Here is a 17,971-nt window from a genome sequence, read left to right on the forward strand (position 1 = left end):
CGCATTCGACATTGTTGACCTCCCGTCCAATCCAAGTGAGGCTGGCTCCGAGGTGATTCACCATGCGCTTCGGCCTCTTCTACGAGCACCAGTTGCCGCGTCCGTGGGGGGACGGGCAGGAGTTGCGGCTCTACCAGGACGCGCTGGATCAGGTGGAGATCGCTGATCGGGTCGGGTTCGACTACCTTTGGGCGGTGGAGCACCACTTCCTGGAGGAGTACTCGCATTCGTCGGCGCCCGAGGTGTTCCTGGGCGCCGCGTCGCAGCGGACGAAGCGGATCCGGCTCGGGCACGGGATCGTCCAGCTGCCGCCGGCGGTGAACCATCCGGCGCGGATCGCGGAGCGCATCGCGACGCTCGATCTCGTGTCGAACGGACGCGTTGATTTCGGGACGGGTGAGTCGAGTTCGAGTGCCGAACTCGGCGGGTTCGGGGTGCGCCGGACGGACAAGCGGGCCCAGTGGCAGGACGCGATCGACGCCATTACGCGGATGTTCGTCGAGGAGCCGTTCGCCGGATGGTTGTCGCGGGACATCACGATGCCGCCGCGCAACGTGCTGCCGAAACCCGTGCAGAAACCGCATCCGCCGCTGTGGGTGGCGTGCTCGCGGCGGGAGACGATCCAGTTCGCGGCCCGTAACGGCATCGGGGCTCTGTCGTTCTCGTTCGTGGAGCCCGAGGACGCGGGCAAATGGGTGGACGAGTACTACCGCATCCTGGCGTCGGAGGAATGCGTTCCGGCGGGGTTCGCGGTCAACCCGAACGTGTCCGTGGTGCTGCCGATGATGCTGCATGAGGACGAGGCGACCGCCATCGACCGCGGTATCGACGGGGCGCACTTCTTCGCGTTCGCGCTGGCGCACTACTACGGGCCGACGCCGCACGATCCCGGGCGCACGAACGTCTGGGAGGAGTTCCTTTCGCGGCGGGCGGCCCGCGGCTTCTCGCGGGAGCAGATCATCGCCAATGCCGGGACGCTCAACGTCAACGTCGGTTCGTTGCGGGGTGCGGTCGGGACGCCGGCGCAGGTCATCGACCTTGTCCGGCGGTATGAGGCCGTCGGGGTCGACCAGATCTCGTTCGTCCTGCAGTCGGGGCCGAACAAGCACGAGCACATCTGCGAGTCCCTGGAGCTGTTCGGGGAGGCCGTGCTGCCGCACTTCACCGAAGGGCGCGAGGAGCGGGACGCGGCGAAGGCCGAACGGCTCGCGCCCGCCATCGAGGCCGCGCTCGCCCGCCGCGAACCGGCCCGGACGGCCGCGGCCGGATACCGCATCGACGAGGACGCCGAAGTGGCCCGCGCGCACCGTTCCCGGGACATCCGCTCGGCGAGCCGCAGGCGGTTCCGGCAGGGTTTCTACAAGCTCGTGCACGGGCGGTCGGACGAGCAGATCGAACGCCACTTCGGCCCTGCCGCGCAACGCGTCTTCTTCGCCGGGATGGCCCGCGCGTTCGACCCGTCCGCCGCGGCCGGGTTCACCGGTGAGCTGGAGTTCTGCCTGACCCGCGTGGTGTGGACGCTCGAAATCGGCAAGAGCCGCGCCCACGCCCATCCGGGCCCGGCGGAGGACCCCGCACTCACCCTCACCGTGGCGACAGCCGACTTCCTGCGGATCCTCGCGGGCGACGCCAATCCGGCGTCGCTGCTCATGGACGGCCGCCTGGAACTGCGCGGCGACCACGAACTGGCGCCGCGCCTCAGCGAGATGTTCGGCGGCCCGTCGCCGTACTGAATGGGGGTGGCCGTGGGTCCCCCGACGTCCACGGCCACCGTAGGGTCAGACGCCCGCACCCCCCACCCGAGTTCGCGAATCGCCACAAAAAGATCCAGCAACGCCCGCCGGACTACGACTTGCTGGACGGGCGCCCGGCGACCATGTCGCTCAGCCGGTCGCCGAGGCGCTGCATGGGCAACCGGTAGCGGCGCTCGCGGATCCGCGCCCGGCGTTCCTTCCGGGAGTCCGGGCGGTAGCGGCGGCGGGCCCACGGCGAGTCCGGGCGGGCCAGCCGGACGGCCCCGATGATCGCGATGATGCCGATGAACAGTCCGATGACGCCCGTCCAGACCTTGCCCTTGAGCAAGGCGATCAACGCCACGAACAGGTCGAACAAGATGACGCCCACGATGGTCCAGAGGCCGTCCCCGGCGACGTCGTCCACCCCCAGCGGCCGGAGCCCGAGCAGCAGCAGGCCGCACAGCGCGACCGTGATGAAGACGACCTCGACCGACAATCGGCCCTGCTCGCTCCAGTAGACGTCCTGCAAGTGCAGGACGAGGGCGAACTCGTCCAGCACCAGGGCCGTCCCCACGCCGAAGACGGCCGCGGTGGCCGCCGCCCACCCGGACGAACCGTCCTGCACGGCCAGGCCGCTGACGCCGCCGATGCACATGAACACCAGCCCGAACACCACGTGATGGATGTGCTGCCCACCCGGCGTGACGTTGCCCGGCCACCATCGCACCTGGGCCCGGATCATCCGCACGCTGAACCGGATGAACAGGAACCCGGCGATGAACGCCACAAGGAAGCAGAACAGGCGCAGCCGCCCGGCGTCCGCAATCTCCCGCGTGAACCAGTCCCCCACACCGGCCCCATTCCCCGGCACGGGCAAGGGCAGCCCACCCAGGGGTCAGGCGCAGCCCTCGAAGCGCGGCACCGTCGACGCGGCCTCGAAGCCCGGTGTGGTGAACCACTGGTCGAGCAGCGTCTCGGCGGCGCCGTTCTGGTACATCCCGGCCAGGATCCGGTTGGCCGCGTGGCAGCCCTCCACGTCGCCCTTGCGCAGGCCGATCCCGTACCGCTCGTCGCTGAACGGGGCATTGACCATGGTGGTGCGGGAACCTGCCGCGGCGGCGAGTCCGGCCAGGACCAGGTCGTCGGTGGACACGGCATCGACCCGTCCACCGGCCAGCGCCTTGAGGCACTCACCGTAGGAACGCGCCGGGACCAGCGACGCGGCCACCCGCCGTTCCTCCGCCACATGGCGCCAGGAGTCGGACCCGGCTACCTGGCAGAGCCTCTTGCCCCGCAGGTCTTGCACGTTGCGAACGGACTTTTCGCCTTGCCGGACGAGGATGTCCTGATGCGCGACGTAGTACGGCCCAGCGAACGTGACCTGTTCCTTGCGTTCGTGCGTGATGGTGTACGCCGCCACCACCATGTCGACCTTGCCCTGGCTCAGCGCGCTCTCGCGTTCGTTGGGTGCCAGCGCCTGGAACGTCAGGTCATCGGACGCGACGCCGAGCCGTCCCGCCACGTAGGTCGCGACGTCGACGTCGAAGCCCTTGAGCGAGCCGTCCTTGGCCCGGAGCGACAGTCCAGGAAGGTCATCCCGGACCCCGATCACCAGCTTGTCCTTGCCCGTGACCGACGACGGCCCGTCGTCGCCGTACACCAGCGGTGGCAACGCCAAGGCCGCCACCAGGATCAGGACCGCCAGCCCGGCCAGGACGGCCGTGGCGACGAGGGTCGATTTGCTGCGGGCGGCGTGCACGGTCGGCTCCCGTTCTCGAAGGTCAGCGGTATTCCGACAGGCGCGGCCAGACTCCGGCCACGATGAGGGCGGCGATGGCCAGCGCACCGGCCGCCGGCAGCCACATCCACGGGTCCAGGGCCTGATCGCCCTTCTTCACGGCGCGGATGCGGAGGAACTCGTGATGGCTGACCAGGCCGTCGAGCTTCTGGTCATGGGCGCGGAAGGACGGGTGCGGGAGGGCCGTCCAGCGCGGGTCCAGATGGGCGCGGACGGCGGCGACCCGGCTGCCGCCCTCGACCAGCTCCCGGACACCCCGATCATGGTCCTGCCAACCGCGATAGCGGGGCAGGAGCGCGGCACCGTCCCGCCCCGAGCCGGTCTTCCGCTGACCCAGCGCCCCGTCGTAGGCGTCCATGCTGGTCGCGCCCTTGACGTAGAGGATCGCCTGGGCCTTCTCCAGGTACATCTGGTCGTAGCGGGCGGCCGCACCCGGATCGATGAGGCGCCGGCCGCGGTCGGTGTCCATGCCCGTGCCGATCGCCCGGACGCGCGTCAGGTCGAGGACCGGATCGAAGCCCGCGCTCTTCGCCGCCCGCAGCCGGTCCGCCTCGGTGGCCAGCAGCGACGCCCCAGCCACGGTCAGCACCCGAGCGCCCGCGACCGCGACGGCCAGCGGCAGGCTGAGCATCCGCCGGAACCGCCGCGCCAGGTACACCTGGAGGCCCGCCAGCGCGGCCAGCAGCGCCAGCCCGGCCCCCAGCACCCGGAAACGTCCGGCGAGGACCGCCGAATGCTCGTCCTCGTAGGCCGAGTCGACGTCCGCGGCGCCGTCCAGCGTCAGGTTGTACGCCTTCGGCAGCAGGTTCCCCGTCATCAGCGCCGTCGCCGCCCGGTACCGCTCGATCGCCTCCGGCGGCAGCACGGCCATGGCCTGGTCCGACCGCGCCGCCTCCATCGCCGCCTGGACGTTCTGGTCATAGGCATGCAACCCGTCCAGCACCGCCTGGACGGCCTGCAGCCGCACCGGATCACCCTTCGCCAGCCGCACCGCCTGCAACCCGGCCCGCTGCGCGTCCTCCCGGCGGATGTCGTACACGTACCGCTGGGCGCCGCGCTCGCAGTCGGACGCCTCCGGGTCGCACAGCCAGCCCTCCTCATCGCCGGTCAGCAGCACATTGGTCACCTGCGCGTCCATGTCACTGAGCGCGAGATACATGTCGCCCGTGGCCAGGACCATGGGACCTTCGCGATCCCCGAGCGTCCGCAGCCCCTCACGTGCGTGCCCGACCGCCACGCCCGTCGCGGTGAACAGCATGGCGAGCGCCACCAACGCCAACGCGGCCAGCACCCGGACCCGACCCGCAACGGTACGAACGCCGATGAACTTGGAGGGCACGCTCAGACCCACTCCTTCGGGGGGACGTCTTCCGGGGCGGACGTTCAAGTCTCGGGGGACGATCACACAGCCCGCAAGATCATTGCCAGACCCGGCCGATCCTCGACCCGCCCGCCGTCCTTTCCATTCGGGCGCATCAAGGCCGGTGAACTCGACCGGTAGGCGTCCGCTCTCGGGTGGTGTGGCGTGGGTAGCGTGCCTGTATGGGCGTTGCGGATGAGCCGATCGCGATCGTGGGAGCCGGGGCTGTCGGTGGTCTGATCGCGGCTGAGCTGCATGCGGCCGGGAACCGGGTGACGATGTGCGTGCGCCGCCCCTTCGACCGCCTCGTCGTCGACCGCGAAGACGCACCGCGCGAGTTCGCCGTCGCCCCGCCCGGCCTGGCCGTCGCGACCTCGCCCGGCGACGTCCGGCCCGTCCGGTGGGTGGTCGTCGCGCTTAAGGCCCAGGACGCCGCTGCCGCGGCGCCATGGCTGGCGCGGCTCGTCGGGGACGGCACGACGGTCGTGGCGGTGCAGAACGGGATCGAGCAGCGTGAACGCCTCGAACCACACGCGTCCGGCGCGCCGGTCGTTCCCGCACTGGCGGACACGGCCGTCGAGCGCATCGGGCCCGGTCGTCTCGTACATCGCGGCGGCGAGCTGGTCACCGTGGCCGACGCGCCCGGGATGGCCGGGTTCGCCAGGCTGTTCCATGGCGGCGCGCTTCGCGTCGTGCTGGAGCCGGACTTCACCACCGCCTCGTGGCGCAAGCTCCTCGCCAACATCGCCGCCAACCCGCTGACCACGCTGACCGGCCGCCGCATGGAGGTCTTCACCGATCCCGGGATCCGCGCGCTGGCGCTCGGCCTGGTCCGTGAGGCCGCGGCGGCGGGCCGCGCTGAAGGGGCACGGCTCGCGGACGACGAGGCCGAACGCGTCCTGGCCCGCTGCGACGGCTACCCGCCGGACGCCGGATCGTCCATGCTGCACGACCGGCTCGCCGGAAGGCCCCTGGAACATGACGCGCTGACGGGCGCCGTCCTGCGGGCCGCAACCCGTCACGACCTGCCCGCCCCGCTCAACCAGGCCGTCCTGGCCCTTCTCGCGGCTCTGGACGGCGCCCCGTAGATCATCGATTCGCGTAGTCGGGGACGAGATTCTTGAGGTAGCGGGCGCTTTTGTCGCACTGGTCGGTGTAGCCGATGGCGGGGTAGAAGGCTTGGGCGTCTGTGCGGTAGCGGGCACTGGTGACCTCCATGCGTATGCAGCCGCGGGTGCGGGCCGCTTCTTCGGCGGCCTCCATGAGGCGCCGGCCCACGCCGAGGCCCCGGGATTGGGCGTCGACGACGAGGGCGACGACGCGTCCCCAGGAGCCGGGGCGCTCGAAGAAGGGGACCACGGCGAGGGCGATGACTCCGACGACGCGGCCGTCGTGGACGGCGGCCAGGGGCAGTAGGTCTTCGCTGTCGTTCCAGTGTGCGAGGCGGGCGGTGACCTCGTCGTCCGTGTTCTCGGGGTGGCCCAGTTCGGCGAACAGCTCGTTCACTCTGGGGGCGTCGTCCTGCCTGACCTGCCTGACGCTCAATGTGCTCATGGTGGCCTCGTTCCATGGATGTCTGAAATGTGCAAAGGGGACGTCCGGCACAGGAAAGACGGGAGGCGGGGCGACGGGGTTCACTCGCGGGACGTGAGCGTGAGAGGAGCCGTCCGATGCCGGAAGCCGCTGGGCCGGAGTTCTGGAAGAACCTGAAGCCGATCGAGAACTCGCAGAAGCCGGACGCGTTGCCGGAGGTGTACCTGTCCAAGGTCGCCACCGACGACGACCGGTACTACGTGCCGTTCACCGAGACCGTGGGGTCGCGGCCGCTGTGGATCAACGTCAAGGACAACATGTGGTCCGACATCCTGCGGTCCAAGGAGGCCGGGCTCGTCAACCGGCACTACCACCCGCACGAGGTGTTCGCCTACACCATCTCCGGCAAGTGGGGGTACCTGGAGCGCCCCTGGACGGCGACCGCCGGCGACTTCATCTACGAGGCGCCCGGCGAGGGGCACACCCTCGTCGCCTACGAGCACGAGGAGCCGATGAAGACGCTGTTCATCGTCAAGGGACCACTGGTCTGGCTGGACGAGAACGGCGACCCCGACGGCTTCTTCGACGTCCACGACTACATCGACATGTGCCGCAAGCACTACGACAAGGTCGGCCTGGGCGCGGACTACATCGACTCGCTGTTCCGCTGACGTAGGCTCCCGCGGAGGACCGCCCGCCTCCGGGAGGAGCAGACCATGCCGGCAGCGATGATCTCCCAGGCCAGCACCGAGGACGTCGACCCGCGCGACCGCATCGGGTTCTGGGAGGACTACAACCGCAGGGCGCTGGTCGGGCTGTCCTGCACCTCCTACTCGGAGCGGGGGCTGCTGGCGCGGCAGGCCAACTACCGGCTCGGGGACGTCCGGCTCGCCGACATCAGCGGCAACGCCCACGCCATCGAGCGCACCCCGCAGGTCGCCAAGTCGACGCCGAAGGACTCGGTGTTCGCGTCGCTGCTACTCAAAGGCGAGGCGGTCTTCCTGCACGAGGACGGCTGCCTCGCCGCCACCGCCGGCGACCTGGTCGTGTACGACACGCGCCGCCCTTACCTGTTCGGGTTCTCCTCGTCCATGCGGCAGTTCCTCGTCGACATCCCGCGCGGGCTGTTCGTCGAGCGGTGCATGGCGGGTGGTATCCCGGCGCCCATGCTGTTCGGACGCGGGACGGCCCGGGAGGGCGGCCTGGTCGCGACGCTCCGCTCCGTCCTGGAGAACCCGGGCGCGGAGGCTCGCGGCGGCGTCCTCGATCTGATCGGGATGCTCGCCACCGGGCGCTCCGGCGGACGTCCCGCGCCGGCCGCCTACCAGACCCTGCTGATCGTCGCCACGGACTACATCGACCGGCACCTGCACGACGCCCGCCTCACCCAGGGTGAGGTCGCCCAGGTCGTCGGAGTGTCCGTCCGGCATCTGGGCCGGATCTTCCACTCCGCGGGGACGACCCCGTCCCGCCACATCCTGGAGCGCCGCCTCCAGCGCGCCCACGCCGACCTCACCGCGCCGGACGCCGCCCGCACGACGATCGCGGACGTCGCCTACCGCTGGGGCTTCTCCAGCCAGGCCCATTTCGCCCGCCATTTCCGCGCGCGCTTCGGCGGCACCCCGTCCGACGTCCGCGCGTCAGTCGGCGTCAGTGACGGATAGGACGGCCACCGTCCGGCGGTCGGGACGCAGGGCGGTCACGCCCACGTCCAGCGGCGGGATGACCCGCATGTGCCAGTCCGAGGTGTAGAAGAGCCAGCCGCACCGGCCTGCGGCCTCCTCGATGGCCGTGATGTCGGTTTCCTGGACGCCGGCCAGCGCGGCGAGCGACTCCCAGGACGCGCGGCGCCCGTGCGCGCCGTGCATGCCCGGCCCGTACGCGCCGCCTGACGCGGCCCCGCTGAAGAGCGCCCGCAGGACGTCCGCCACGGTCACCTGGCGCACGTCCGTCACAGTCGGGCCGGTGCTGAACGCAACGGCGTTGTCGGTCACCTTGACCGCCTTGCTCCAGTGCGGGTCCTGGTAGGTGTCCGCCAGCCCCATTCGCCGGACGGCCTCGGCGATCTTCATGCTCGAACCCTAGAGTGATCCGGTGACCCACGCCCCCCGGCATGCCACCACGTACAGCCTCGTCGTCGACGACGAGGAGACCGCGCGCGAGGGTGCACAGGCGTTGGCCGCACGCGGTCACGCGCTCGTCCGGGTGGCTCCGGCGCCCGGCTCCGCCTGGCGGATCGACAGCCTCGACGAGGGCCCCTACCCGGACGACGACGAGGACTGGTGGACGTCGGCCGAAGAACGCGCCGTCTCCGAGTTGACCGAGGATCTGGGCGGCACCGTCAGGCGCTCGATGGCGCTGCCGGAGACGGCCCGCCGCTTCTTCCCCGACGGCGAGCCCATCTGCGACCTGACCATCGGCCAGGTGCGCGACGCCCGTCTGACCGCGCTCTCCTCCGAGCCCGCCCGCGCCCCGCGTCCGATCATCGTCCACGACCTCGGGAACCCGGAGCCGTCAGGCGGCCCCACGGGCGAACGCATCACGCTGCAGGGACTCGAAGACATCGACTGGGCCTCGCTGACCGGCGCCTACGGCCCGGCGGACGAGATCCCGGACATCCTGCGCGGCCTCGCGGCCAACGACGAGGGCTGGGACGAGGCCATGGAGGTCTATTTCAGCTCGGTCGTCCACCAGGACACCTGCTACAGCTGCACCCCGGAGACCATCAGGTTCCTCGTCCAGGTGGCCCGCGCCCCGCAGCTGACCCCCGAATACCGCGTGGAGCTGCTGGCCCACCTGACCTACATCGCCACGATCGACCCCGTCCCGGTCACCGAGAAGGCCGATGCGGACGAGTCCGCCACCTGCCAGGCCGTCATCGACCAGGTTCCCGCCCTCCTGGCGCTCTGGCCGGACGCCTCCGCGACGGTGCGCGCGTGGCTGATCGTCCTGGCGGCGCAGCGCCCCGAGACCGGCCTGCTCCCCGAGTTCCGGGACCTCCGGAGCCGGGTCGAGGGGGCGAGTCCCGCGCTCGATCTCGCGCTCGCCCTGGTGTCCGGCGACGACGAGGGCGTCCTCGAAATGACGATGGCCGCGGCCTCCTGGGACGAGGAGGTCCCGCCCCTCCTGGAGGCGCCGCTCCCCCTGCGGTCCCGCCACCTGACCCTCCTCACCCACCTGGCCCTAACCGAGCTCACCCCCGCGAACTAGCGGATGCGTCATTCGTCCTAAGGCTCATGATTCGCCCGACCGGACGAAGACGCCCATCAGGTGAGGGCGTCCGGGAGGCCGGCGCCGGAAGAGCCCACCGCCGAAGCGAGGGCGGGTGCCGGAGAAGTCCGTCTCAAGTGCCTGGCTCAGCTCGAGACCCACGGCGGCACCCCATGCCCTGAGTTGTTCGGTGTCGATGCTCCGCACATGCTGCCAACGGTGGAAGACGATCCCGCACGACGGACAGAGCACTTCCTTGCTCGCCAGGCGCTCGCGATTAGGGGTGGTGACGATCAGGCGGCCGCTGATACGGAGAAGGCGAGCCGCGGTGTCGAAGAACGCGCGCAGGGCATCGTCGGCGAGATGCTCAAGGACCTCCACCGCCACAATGGAGTCGAAGCGGTCCGCCGCGGATCGGAATTCTTCGATGGGCACGGCACCCCGGAAACCGGGGTTGGACGCGTTCAGCCGGTTCGTCGCCTCCAGCGCGCCCTGAAGGCTGTCCGTCGCCCACACCTCCGCGCCGAGGTCCCGGCAGATCCGTTCGGAGAGATGCCCTCGTCCGCAGCCGTAGTCGAGCACCTCGTCTCCGCCGGAGATATGAGGGCGTAACGCCCTGGTGAGGCGGGCACCGTGCTTATGTGAGAAATAGTGCTCGGGGAAACAGAGTTCCCGCTCCCAGAAGGCCCGGAGTGCGGCGTCCGTCCACACCGCCGCGTCCGCACGACCATCACGTGTTCCCACGACGCCGCCCGGTCAGCGGCCCGAAAGGGCGAAGAGCTCTCTGCATTCGGCACGCAGCACACCGCCCTGCACGTCGATCCGCGGGTCTCCGGCCTGGGCGACCGTCAGCGCGGGAATCCTGATCTGCCGCCAGGTGTAAACCGCACTGGGGTTCGCCGCCGCCCAGTCCAGGGCGTCCTGCTGCGTCGCGCCGAAGATGACAGCGTCCATCCTCGCCCAGATCGCCGCGGACACGCACATCGGGCAGGGTTCCAAGGTGGAGAAGAGGACCATTCCCGGCAGGTACCTGGATCCGATCGTTCTCGCGGCCCCGCGGATGGCCGTCATCTCGGGATGCGCGCTCGGGTCGTTGTCATCCTGAATGAGATTGCTACCGGACCCTGCGATGACCTTCGTCCCCCGCGCCACCAGGGCACCGAGAGCGTAGTTCCGCGAAGCCGCGGCCGTCCGCGCCAACTTGATGCATAGTTCGATCATTAATTCAAGCTGCGTCCGGGTCTTGCTTCCAACAGTGTCACCATACCGTTTTGATCGCATCAATATCACTTCCCCTGGACGGTCACAGCGCCATCAGTGCGCTCTTCTCACAGATCAGCACGTCATCGTCGTCGCGCGCCTTCTCCAGCCATAAAGACCCATCATTCTCGACAATCCAGTAGTCTCGTTTCCGTATGTCGATGCACCGCACGTCGATGTACGGCTCATACCTGGCCGACAGTTCACCGATGGCGGAACGCACCGAATCGAGCCCTGCATCGTCGAACTCGAACTCCGGGCGGGCCTGCGCTCGACCGCGCGGAACCACCGGAATGAAACTCACCTTGCGGGCGCCCTGCTCGACCGCGAAGCCGATCATCCGTGGCAGGAGATCGGTGCTGCCCGGCGCGATCACCGTGTTGACGGAGAAAGGAATCGACCGGCTCCGCGAGGCCGCGATGCCGGCCAGCACGCGCTGATACGAGGGAACCCGCAGTACGAGATCATTACTGGAGTCCGGGCGATGAACGCTGAATTTCAGCTCTCCGCCGACCTTCTTCAGCGCCGAGAGCACCGAGGCGTGCATGGAGATCCCGTTGGTGATGACCACGGGTTTCACGCTCTGGTTGCCGCATTCCATTACTATCTGCGCCAGATCGGCTCTGCTGGTCGGTTCGCCGCCCGACAGTTTGACGGTGGCCACGCCTCGTTCCCGCAGGGCGGCGACGATCCTTTCGATCTCCGCCACCGTCAGCATCACCCGGCTCGTGTTGGGTGCCTGACAGAAGGAGCAGGCCGCGTTGCAGCGCCGGGTCACCCGCAGGCAGACCGACGTCGGGAAGACAAGGTCAGCCGGGAACACTTCTCCCCTCCATCGTGCGCGTCAGTTCAAGGGCGTTGAGGGTGCTGCACATGTAGTCTGCGAATTTCTGGGCATACCCGAGGCTTTCGGCGATTCTCGCCCGCGAGCCACTGCTCGGCGGCAGTTGGGTCCCGTAGAAGACAATGACGCCGTGCGGCGGCCGGCCGTCGTCATGCCTGTTCGTCAGCGGATCCAAGGAGAGGACCGGGCAGGCGAGAACCCACCGCTGCGTCGGCTCGATCATCCGCCCGATTTCTTCGGCGTACCATTCCGTATGGTTCACCGGAAGCTTCTCGTACAACGGAACGCGCTCGCGATAAGCACGGGCGCTGACGATATGCGGGGTGTTGATGTCCACCCGGGTGAAGCCGTACTCCCGGGGCATCGCGATATTGAGTACGACGAGCTCCCGGTCCTGTTCGAGGCAGGTCTCGCCCTGATCATCTGTTATGGCGCGGAAGTAGCGGGCGTTGCAGGGCACGCTCAAGGTCTTCGAGATCAGCGCACAGACAAGGTAGAGCGCCTCCTGGAGCATCCGACGTTCCCCCTGCCGCAACAGTTCGAAGCCGTTCTCGAGATCGTCGAATTCCATTTTTCGTAACCTCCGAACCAGGAGTTCATGGCCTGCGAGCACGACGATGCCGCCAAGCAGGAGAAGGTTCCCGTACCCGAGTACGCGCAGCGCGTCAAGGTAGCCCACCTCGTCCCGTTGCTCCGTGAGAACGTTGATCCAGATACCCAGGAGGATGGCCGAAACCACCGAACTGAGGAGCCTGCTCGCGCTCGCCACACTCGATCGCTTCACCGCTCCACCCAGACAGGATAACACGTTGTCAACATGTCACTACGTAACGTGACCCTGCTTCACGTCTGCATCCGTAAATGCATTCGACCTCCGACTTCTCCGTCCTCTCTACAACGGTTCATACCTCGCATTGGACGGAGTGTCCACCGTCAACAACACCCCAACGAAATCACGCCGCTGATTCGAGTACCCCGCCTCGGCATGCCAATATGCCGTGACCTGCGAGTACTATCTGTCTGGGCAGCTTGACCTTGCCAGTCAAGACAATAGAGAGTTTCATCGGGCCTGCCGAGCCCGGCAGCGCGCTCAACCCCTGAAGCGGACACATCAGAAATGCTGGATCGGTGTCCGGAAATACGGTCAGCGGCCCTGGAAGTCTGGGGGGCGGTTCTCTAGGAAGGCGGTGATGCCTTCCTTGGCGTCCTCGGTGGCGGCCAGTTCGACCAGTTCGCCGAGCAGGTGGGCGACCTGGTCGTCCAGGGGGCGGTTCTCGATGGCGAAGAAGGCGTCGCGGCCCCGGCGCAGGCCCACGGGGCTCTTGGACGCGATGACGCGGGCCAGTTCGTCGACCCGGTCGTCCAGCTCGGCGCGCGGGACGACCTCGGTGACGAGGCCGATGTCGCGGCCCTCGGCGGCGGTGATGCGGGAGCCGGTGTAGTAGAGCTTGAAGGCGTGCTTCGGGGCGACGTTCCGGTTGATGACCGCCATGATCATCATGGGCCAGAGGCCGACGTTGACCTCGGGGGTGGCGAGCTTGACGTCGTCCGCCGCGATCACCAGGTCGCAGGCGGCGGCGAGGCCGAGGCCGCCCGCCACGGCATGCCCGGCGAGCCGGGCGATGATCGGCTTGCCGAGCTTCGGGAAGGCCGTGAAGAGGCGGAACGGCGCGCTTTCCCGGATCGCGGAGGCGTCCGCGACCGATCGTCCGTCGGCCTGGGCCCGGCCGAGACCGCCGAGGTCGGCGCCGGCGCAGAACGCCCGGTCGCCGGCGCCCGTCAGGACGATCACCCGGACCTCGGGGTCGGCCTTGGCGCGGTCGAACGCGTCCAGCAGCTCGCCGGTCATCCGGTCGCTGAGCGCGTTGCGGGCGTCCGGACGGTTCAGCGTGATCCGCGCGATCCGCTCGTCCGCCGAGTAGAGGATCGTCTCGTACATGCCCGCTCCCGCCTGAGAACCGAAACCGCCCTTCAGAGCATGCCTCATGCTCTGAAGGGCGGTGACGAGTGGTCCGTCAGATGCGCTCGATGATGGTGGCGTTGGCCTGGCCGCCGCCCTCGCACATCGTCTGCAGGCCGTAGCGGCCGCCGGTGCGCTCCAGCTCGTGCAGCAGCTTCGTCATCAGCACGCCGCCGGTGGCGCCCAGCGGGTGGCCGAGGGCGATGGCGCCGCCGTTGGGGTTGGTCTTGTCCAGCGAAGCGCCGGTGTCGTGCGCCCACGCCATCGGGACCGGGGCGAACGCCTCGTTGACCTCGAAGACGTCGATGTCGCCGATCTTCAGGCCGGCGCGGTCGAGCGCCTTCTCGGTGGCGGGGATCGGGCCGGTCAGCATGTAGACCGGGTCCGAGCCGCAGACGGCGAGGGTGTGGATGCGGGCGCGCGGCGTCAGGTTGTGCCGCTTGACGGCCTCCTCGGACGCGATGAGCAGCGCGGACGCGCCGACGGAGATCTGCGAGGCGACGGCCGCGGTGATGACGCCGTCCTCGCGGAGCGTCTTCAGGCCGGCCATCTTCTCCATCGTGGTGTCGGGGCGGGCGCCCTCGTCCTTGGACAGGCCCGCGATCGGGGCGATCTCCCGGTCGAAGTAGCCGGCCTCGATGGCCTTGGCGGCGCGCTGGTGGCTCTCCAGCGCGAACTTCTCCAGGTCCTCGCGGGTGAAGCCCCACTTCTCGGCCATCAGCTCGGCGCCGCGGAACTGGGAGATCTCCTGCATGCCGTAGCGCTCGGCCCAGCCCTCGCCGTACGGGAAGGGCATGCCCTTCTCCATGGCCATGGCGACGGACGAGCCCATCGGGACGATCGCCATTTGCTCGATGCCGGACGCGACGACGAGGTCCTGCGTGCCGGACAGCACGCCCTGCGCGGCGAAGTGGATCGCCTGCTGGGACGATCCGCACTGCCGGTCGATGGTCACGCCGGGCACCGTGTCCGGCAGCCCGGCCGACAGCCAGGCGGTGCGGGCGATGTCGAGGGACTGGGGGCCGACCTGCATGACGCAGCCGGTGATCACGTCCTCGACCGCGGCGGGGTCGGCACCGGTGCGGTTGATGAGCTCCTTGAGCACGTGGGCCCCGAGGTCGGCGGGGTGGACGTCCTTCAGGGCGCCCTTCTTGGTACCGACGGGGGTACGGACCGCGCCGACGATGTACGCCTCGGCCACTACGCCTCCAAGTATGTGGGGTTCCGTCCCGAAACCGAGTGGGATTCGGTCGTCAGTATGAGATTACATCCCGCACGGTGCAACACCATGTGAGCTGAGTCTCGGACACTACGCACCCTGCCCGGCGGGCCTGCGCTCCGGGCCGAGCACCTCGCCGTCCGCCTCGTCGCCGAGGGACGTCTCGGCGAGCCGGGTCAGGACGTCCGCCAGCTCGGGATGCTCTTCGGGCGCCCAGCCCTCCAGGTGCCGGGCGAGGCCGTCGCGGCGGGCCGCGAAGAGGCGTGCGGCGACGGCCTCACCGGACGGCGTGACGGCGAGCAGCCCGTCCTGCCGCTGGACGTACCCGGCGTCGACGAGCCGGTCGACGTACGGGCGGCCCTGCTCGATCTGGACGCCCGCGCGGTCGGCGAGGTCCTGGCCGGCGACCGTCCCGTCCTTGGCGATCCGGCACAGCGCCCATACGCTCCCCGCGGGCAGGGAGACGCCCGAGATCGCGGCCAGCCGGTCGTAGAGCTCGAACGCCTTCGCGTCCTTGCGCATCAGCTCGCTCAGGGCGCGCTCTATCTCGTGCCTGGACGACCGGACGGTCGGCGCCCCACCGAACCCCTCGCCGTAGTCGGGCGTCTGCGAGGTCGCCCGCAGCGGCACCTCGCGCAGGAACCAGGTCAGCACGAACGCGACCGCCGCCACTGGGACGGCCCAGAAGAACACCGAGTCGATCGACTGCGCGTAGGCGTGCAGGACGCCCTGCTTCACGTCGGCCGGATACCTGTCGAGCAGCTGAGGGTTCCCCTGGACGGCCGCCGGATCGAACCCGGGCGGCAGCACCCGCGCCAGGTCCTCGACGTGGCCGGCGAGCTGGTTGCTGAAGACCGAGCCGAACACCGCGACGCCGAACGACCCGCCGATCTGCCGGAAGAACGTGACACCGGACGTGGCGGACCCGAGGTCCTCGTACGACACCGAGTTCTGGACGGCGATGACGAGCACCTGCATGACCAGCCCGAGCCCGAAGCCGAGCAGCGCGAAGCGCAGGCTCATCGTGAGGGTGGACGAGTCCTCGTCCAGTCCCGAGAGGAAGAACAGCGCCAGCGCGATGATCGGGGTGCCGGCGACCGGGAAGACCTTGTAGCGGCCGAACCGGGTGATCAGCTGCCCGGAGCCGATCGAGCTGAGCAGCATGCCGAGCATCATCGGCAGCAGGTAGACGCCGGACAGCGTGGGCGAGACGCCGTGCACCACCTGGAGGAAGATCGGCAGGAACGTCAGCGCGCCGAACATCGCGAAGCCGACCGCGAAGCTGACCGCGGCGCCCAGCGAGAACACCGAGTTCTTCAGCAGCGCCGGCGGCATGACCGGCTCGGCGGCGCGCCGCTCCACCAGCAGCCAGGCGGCGATGAGCACGACCGAGCCGGCGAGGAGGCCGATGATGGGCGCGGACAGCCAGTCGTAGCGCGTGCCGCCCCAGGTCGTCATCAGCACGAGCCCGACCGCCCAGCCGACGATCAGCAGCGTGCCGAGGTAGTCGATGCGGTGCCGCTCCCGCTCGCCCGTCGCGGGCAGCACGGCGGCGATCACGGCGAGGGCCAGCACGCCGATGGGCAGGTTGATGTAGAACACCCAGCGCCACGACAGGTTGTCGACGAACCAGCCGCCGAGCAGCGGACCGCACACGCTGGACACGCCGAAGACAGCCCCGAACAGGCCCTGGTAGCGGCCGCGCTCGCGCGGCGGCACCACGTCCCCGACGATCGCGACGACGAGGACCATCAGCCCGCCGCCGCCGAGGCCCTGCAGGCCGCGGAACCCGATCAGCTCCGTCATGTTCTGCGCGAGCCCGCACAGCGCCGACCCGATCAGGAACAGGACGATCGACGCCTGGAAGAGGCGCTTGCGCCCGTACTGGTCGCCGAGCTTGCCCCACAGCGGCGTCGACGCCGTGGACGCCAGCAGGTACGCCGTCACGACCCACGACAGGTGGTTGAGCCCGCCGAGGTCGCTGACGATCGTCGGCAGCGCGGTGGACACGATCGTCTGGTCCAGCGCCGCCAGCAGCATGGCGAGCATGAGGGCGCCGAGGGTGATCCAGAGGTCCCTGCCCTTCGGCATGACCCGTTCGTCCCGCGCCGCCGTCGCCGCCATGCCGGTCCCCTCCCGATCCGTGCCGGAGGAGATCTACCCATGAGCCAGGCGAGATCACCCGGCCCCGGCGATCAGCCTCGGCCCGGCCGGGTCACCGTATGAGGTCGCGGGACACCTTCGCGGCGCCCATCGCGGCGGCCCCGCCGGCGATGGCCACGGCTCCCGCGGTGACCCACAGCGGCAGGCCCTTGCGGGTCTTCAGCCCGCTCGCGACGTCGACCGAGTCGGCGGCGAGGCCGACCCGGGCCATCAGCCGGCGCCCGGAGTCGTCGCTGAGCAGGTACCCGGCACCGAGGGCGATCTCCCGGGCGGCGAACATCCGGACCATGTAGTCGCGGCCCGGGTCGGCCGCGCCGCCCAGCCCCATCAGCTTCACGGTCAGCTTCGGCGCCGCGAGCGCGGCCGCCCCGAGGGCGACCCGGCCGCGCGCCAGGTTCGTCATCATCTCGTCGACCTTGTCCCGGCCGTCTTCTTCCTTCGCATCTGCCACAAGAGTGAGGTTATCGGGCCGCACTCCGTGCCCGACTCGCGGGTAACCCGTTCCTTACACGTCTATCGTTCTAGGAGGCGGCACTCCCCCCGGAATGAAGGTGGACATGGAAGGCATCATCGCCCTCGTCGTCGTGTCACTGCTCGCCGCGTTCTGCGTGCGGTGGGTCGCGATCCGGCTCCGGCTGCCGATGCCCACCCGGCTCGCGGTGATCATCGTGTTCGTCCTCGTCGTCCTGGCGATGTACGGGCAGCATCTGCAGAACTGAGCGGCGGAACCGAACCGCGGCGACGTACGTCACATCCGAGCGGCACCGATTTTTCCGCCCGGTTCCGAACCTCCCGGCCCGACCGTGAGTCATAACAGGCGAAACCGGCTTCACGCCTGTTCAACGTTCCGCCGAGGCCGATGCGCCCCACCCGCCCCCGGGTGAGATC

Annotated in this window: 19 protein-coding genes; 6 read left to right on the forward strand and 13 right to left on the reverse strand. The window is 69.4% G+C overall.

From position 1 onward, the window contains the following. The first annotated feature begins 62 nt into the window (after positions 1-62). A complete protein-coding gene (locus E1293_RS31100) occupies positions 63-1,733 on the forward strand; it encodes an LLM class flavin-dependent oxidoreductase (protein WP_132201051.1) in 1,671 nt (556 codons plus the stop codon). A gap of 112 nt (positions 1,734-1,845) precedes the next feature. Here E1293_RS31100 and E1293_RS31105 read toward each other — a convergent pair whose 3' ends face one another. The 3 genes from E1293_RS31105 to E1293_RS31115 are packed head-to-tail and all read right to left on the reverse strand — an operon-like array spanning position 1,846 to position 4,873. Further along, positions 1,846-2,586, reverse strand: coding sequence for a hypothetical protein (locus E1293_RS31105; RefSeq protein WP_132201052.1), 741 nt, complete (start codon positions 2,584-2,586; stop codon positions 1,846-1,848). Positions 2,587-2,631: 45 nt separating this feature from the next. Further along, entirely contained in the window at positions 2,632-3,495 is an 864-nt protein-coding gene (locus tag E1293_RS31110; protein ID WP_243716819.1) for a glutamate ABC transporter substrate-binding protein, read from the reverse strand. Between the two features lie 22 nt (positions 3,496-3,517). After that, entirely contained in the window at positions 3,518-4,873 is a 1,356-nt protein-coding gene (locus tag E1293_RS31115) for a hypothetical protein (RefSeq protein WP_132201054.1), read from the reverse strand. A gap of 203 nt (positions 4,874-5,076) precedes the next feature. On the opposite strand from E1293_RS31115, the gene E1293_RS31120 reads away from it, so the two are divergent. Then, complete coding sequence (locus E1293_RS31120) at positions 5,077-5,982, forward strand: 2-dehydropantoate 2-reductase (RefSeq protein ID WP_132201055.1); 906 nt, start codon at positions 5,077-5,079, stop codon at positions 5,980-5,982. 1 nt (position 5,983) lies between these two features. Here E1293_RS31120 and E1293_RS31125 read toward each other — a convergent pair whose 3' ends face one another. Next, positions 5,984-6,448 (reverse strand): GNAT family N-acetyltransferase, encoded by a 465-nt coding sequence (locus E1293_RS31125; protein ID WP_132201056.1) that lies wholly within the window; start codon positions 6,446-6,448, stop codon positions 5,984-5,986. Positions 6,449-6,564: 116 nt separating this feature from the next. Here E1293_RS31125 and E1293_RS31130 point away from each other — a divergent pair, with 116 nt between their 5' ends. Together E1293_RS31130 and E1293_RS31135 are read left to right on the forward strand one after the other, a co-directional pair. Next, the gene (locus tag E1293_RS31130) at positions 6,565-7,098 is read left to right on the forward strand and encodes a 2,4'-dihydroxyacetophenone dioxygenase family protein (RefSeq protein ID WP_132201057.1); all 534 of its coding nucleotides are present in this window, start codon (positions 6,565-6,567) and stop codon (positions 7,096-7,098) included. A 45-nt stretch (positions 7,099-7,143) separates the two neighbouring features. Continuing rightward, the gene (locus E1293_RS31135) at positions 7,144-8,091 is read left to right on the forward strand and encodes a helix-turn-helix domain-containing protein (protein WP_132201058.1); all 948 of its coding nucleotides are present in this window, start codon (positions 7,144-7,146) and stop codon (positions 8,089-8,091) included. Here E1293_RS31135 and E1293_RS31140 read toward each other — a convergent pair. Continuing rightward, entirely contained in the window at positions 8,068-8,499 is a 432-nt protein-coding gene (locus tag E1293_RS31140) for a DUF6183 family protein (protein WP_132201059.1), read from the reverse strand. The two genes, E1293_RS31135 and E1293_RS31140, sit on opposite strands and share 24 nt — an antisense overlap. 22 nt (positions 8,500-8,521) lie before the next feature. Here E1293_RS31140 and E1293_RS31145 point away from each other — a divergent pair, with 22 nt between their 5' ends. Continuing rightward, a complete protein-coding gene (locus tag E1293_RS31145) occupies positions 8,522-9,637 on the forward strand; it encodes a hypothetical protein (RefSeq protein ID WP_132201060.1) in 1,116 nt (371 codons plus the stop codon). 24 nt (positions 9,638-9,661) lie between these two features. Here the strand turns inward: E1293_RS31145 and E1293_RS31150 are convergent, their stop codons facing one another. From E1293_RS31150 to E1293_RS31185, 8 genes are all read right to left on the reverse strand, one after another. Next, positions 9,662-10,381: a class I SAM-dependent methyltransferase gene (locus E1293_RS31150; protein ID WP_132201061.1), complete on the reverse strand. Its 720-nt coding sequence runs from the start codon at positions 10,379-10,381 to the stop codon at positions 9,662-9,664. A 12-nt stretch (positions 10,382-10,393) separates the two neighbouring features. Further along, the gene (locus tag E1293_RS31155) at positions 10,394-10,858 is read right to left on the reverse strand and encodes a nucleoside deaminase (protein WP_165978472.1); all 465 of its coding nucleotides are present in this window, start codon (positions 10,856-10,858) and stop codon (positions 10,394-10,396) included. A gap of 82 nt (positions 10,859-10,940) precedes the next feature. Beyond that, positions 10,941-11,720, reverse strand: coding sequence for a radical SAM protein (locus E1293_RS31160; protein WP_132201063.1), 780 nt, complete (start codon positions 11,718-11,720; stop codon positions 10,941-10,943). Continuing rightward, positions 11,707-12,525 (reverse strand): hypothetical protein, encoded by an 819-nt coding sequence (locus tag E1293_RS31165; protein ID WP_132201064.1) that lies wholly within the window; start codon positions 12,523-12,525, stop codon positions 11,707-11,709. Before E1293_RS31165 ends, E1293_RS31160 begins: the two co-directional genes overlap by 14 nt. Before the next feature lie 360 nt (positions 12,526-12,885). Continuing rightward, positions 12,886-13,680, reverse strand: coding sequence for an enoyl-CoA hydratase/isomerase family protein (locus tag E1293_RS31170; RefSeq protein ID WP_165978473.1), 795 nt, complete (start codon positions 13,678-13,680; stop codon positions 12,886-12,888). Between the two features lie 76 nt (positions 13,681-13,756). Continuing rightward, positions 13,757-14,902, reverse strand: a complete 1,146-nt coding sequence (locus E1293_RS31175) for an acetyl-CoA C-acetyltransferase (protein WP_132201066.1) — start codon at positions 14,900-14,902, stop codon at positions 13,757-13,759. Positions 14,903-15,010: 108 nt separating this feature from the next. Continuing rightward, a complete protein-coding gene (locus tag E1293_RS31180; RefSeq protein WP_132201067.1) occupies positions 15,011-17,044 on the reverse strand; it encodes an MFS transporter in 2,034 nt (677 codons plus the stop codon). A gap of 91 nt (positions 17,045-17,135) precedes the next feature. Then, the gene (locus E1293_RS31185; protein ID WP_243716823.1) at positions 17,136-17,534 is read right to left on the reverse strand and encodes a hypothetical protein; all 399 of its coding nucleotides are present in this window, start codon (positions 17,532-17,534) and stop codon (positions 17,136-17,138) included. Between the two features lie 106 nt (positions 17,535-17,640). On the opposite strand from E1293_RS31185, the gene E1293_RS47820 reads away from it, so the two are divergent. Next, complete coding sequence (locus E1293_RS47820) at positions 17,641-17,802, forward strand: hypothetical protein (RefSeq protein WP_165978474.1); 162 nt, start codon at positions 17,641-17,643, stop codon at positions 17,800-17,802. Positions 17,803-17,971: the final 169 nt, after the last annotated feature.

This window comes from Actinomadura darangshiensis (assembly GCF_004349235.1).
In the GTDB taxonomy this organism is placed as follows: Bacteria; Actinomycetota; Actinomycetes; order Streptosporangiales; family Streptosporangiaceae; genus Spirillospora; species Spirillospora darangshiensis.

Coding starts and splice junctions, on each gene's coding strand:
- E1293_RS31100 (WP_132201051.1), top strand. CDS start 63: ATGCGCTTCGGCCTCTTCTACGAGCACCAGTTGCCGCGTCCGTGGGGG.
- E1293_RS31120 (WP_132201055.1), top strand. CDS start 5,077: ATGGGCGTTGCGGATGAGCCGATCGCGATCGTGGGAGCCGGGGCTGTC.
- E1293_RS31125 (WP_132201056.1), bottom strand. CDS start 6,448: ATGAGCACATTGAGCGTCAGGCAGGTCAGGCAGGACGACGCCCCCAGA.
- E1293_RS31130 (WP_132201057.1), top strand. CDS start 6,565: ATGCCGGAAGCCGCTGGGCCGGAGTTCTGGAAGAACCTGAAGCCGATC.
- E1293_RS31135 (WP_132201058.1), top strand. CDS start 7,144: ATGCCGGCAGCGATGATCTCCCAGGCCAGCACCGAGGACGTCGACCCG.
- E1293_RS31140 (WP_132201059.1), bottom strand. CDS start 8,499: ATGAAGATCGCCGAGGCCGTCCGGCGAATGGGGCTGGCGGACACCTAC.
- E1293_RS31155 (WP_165978472.1), bottom strand. CDS start 10,858: ATGATCGAACTATGCATCAAGTTGGCGCGGACGGCCGCGGCTTCGCGG.
- E1293_RS31170 (WP_165978473.1), bottom strand. CDS start 13,680: ATGTACGAGACGATCCTCTACTCGGCGGACGAGCGGATCGCGCGGATC.
- E1293_RS31180 (WP_132201067.1), bottom strand. CDS start 17,044: ATGGCGGCGACGGCGGCGCGGGACGAACGGGTCATGCCGAAGGGCAGG.
- E1293_RS47820 (WP_165978474.1), top strand. CDS start 17,641: ATGGAAGGCATCATCGCCCTCGTCGTCGTGTCACTGCTCGCCGCGTTC.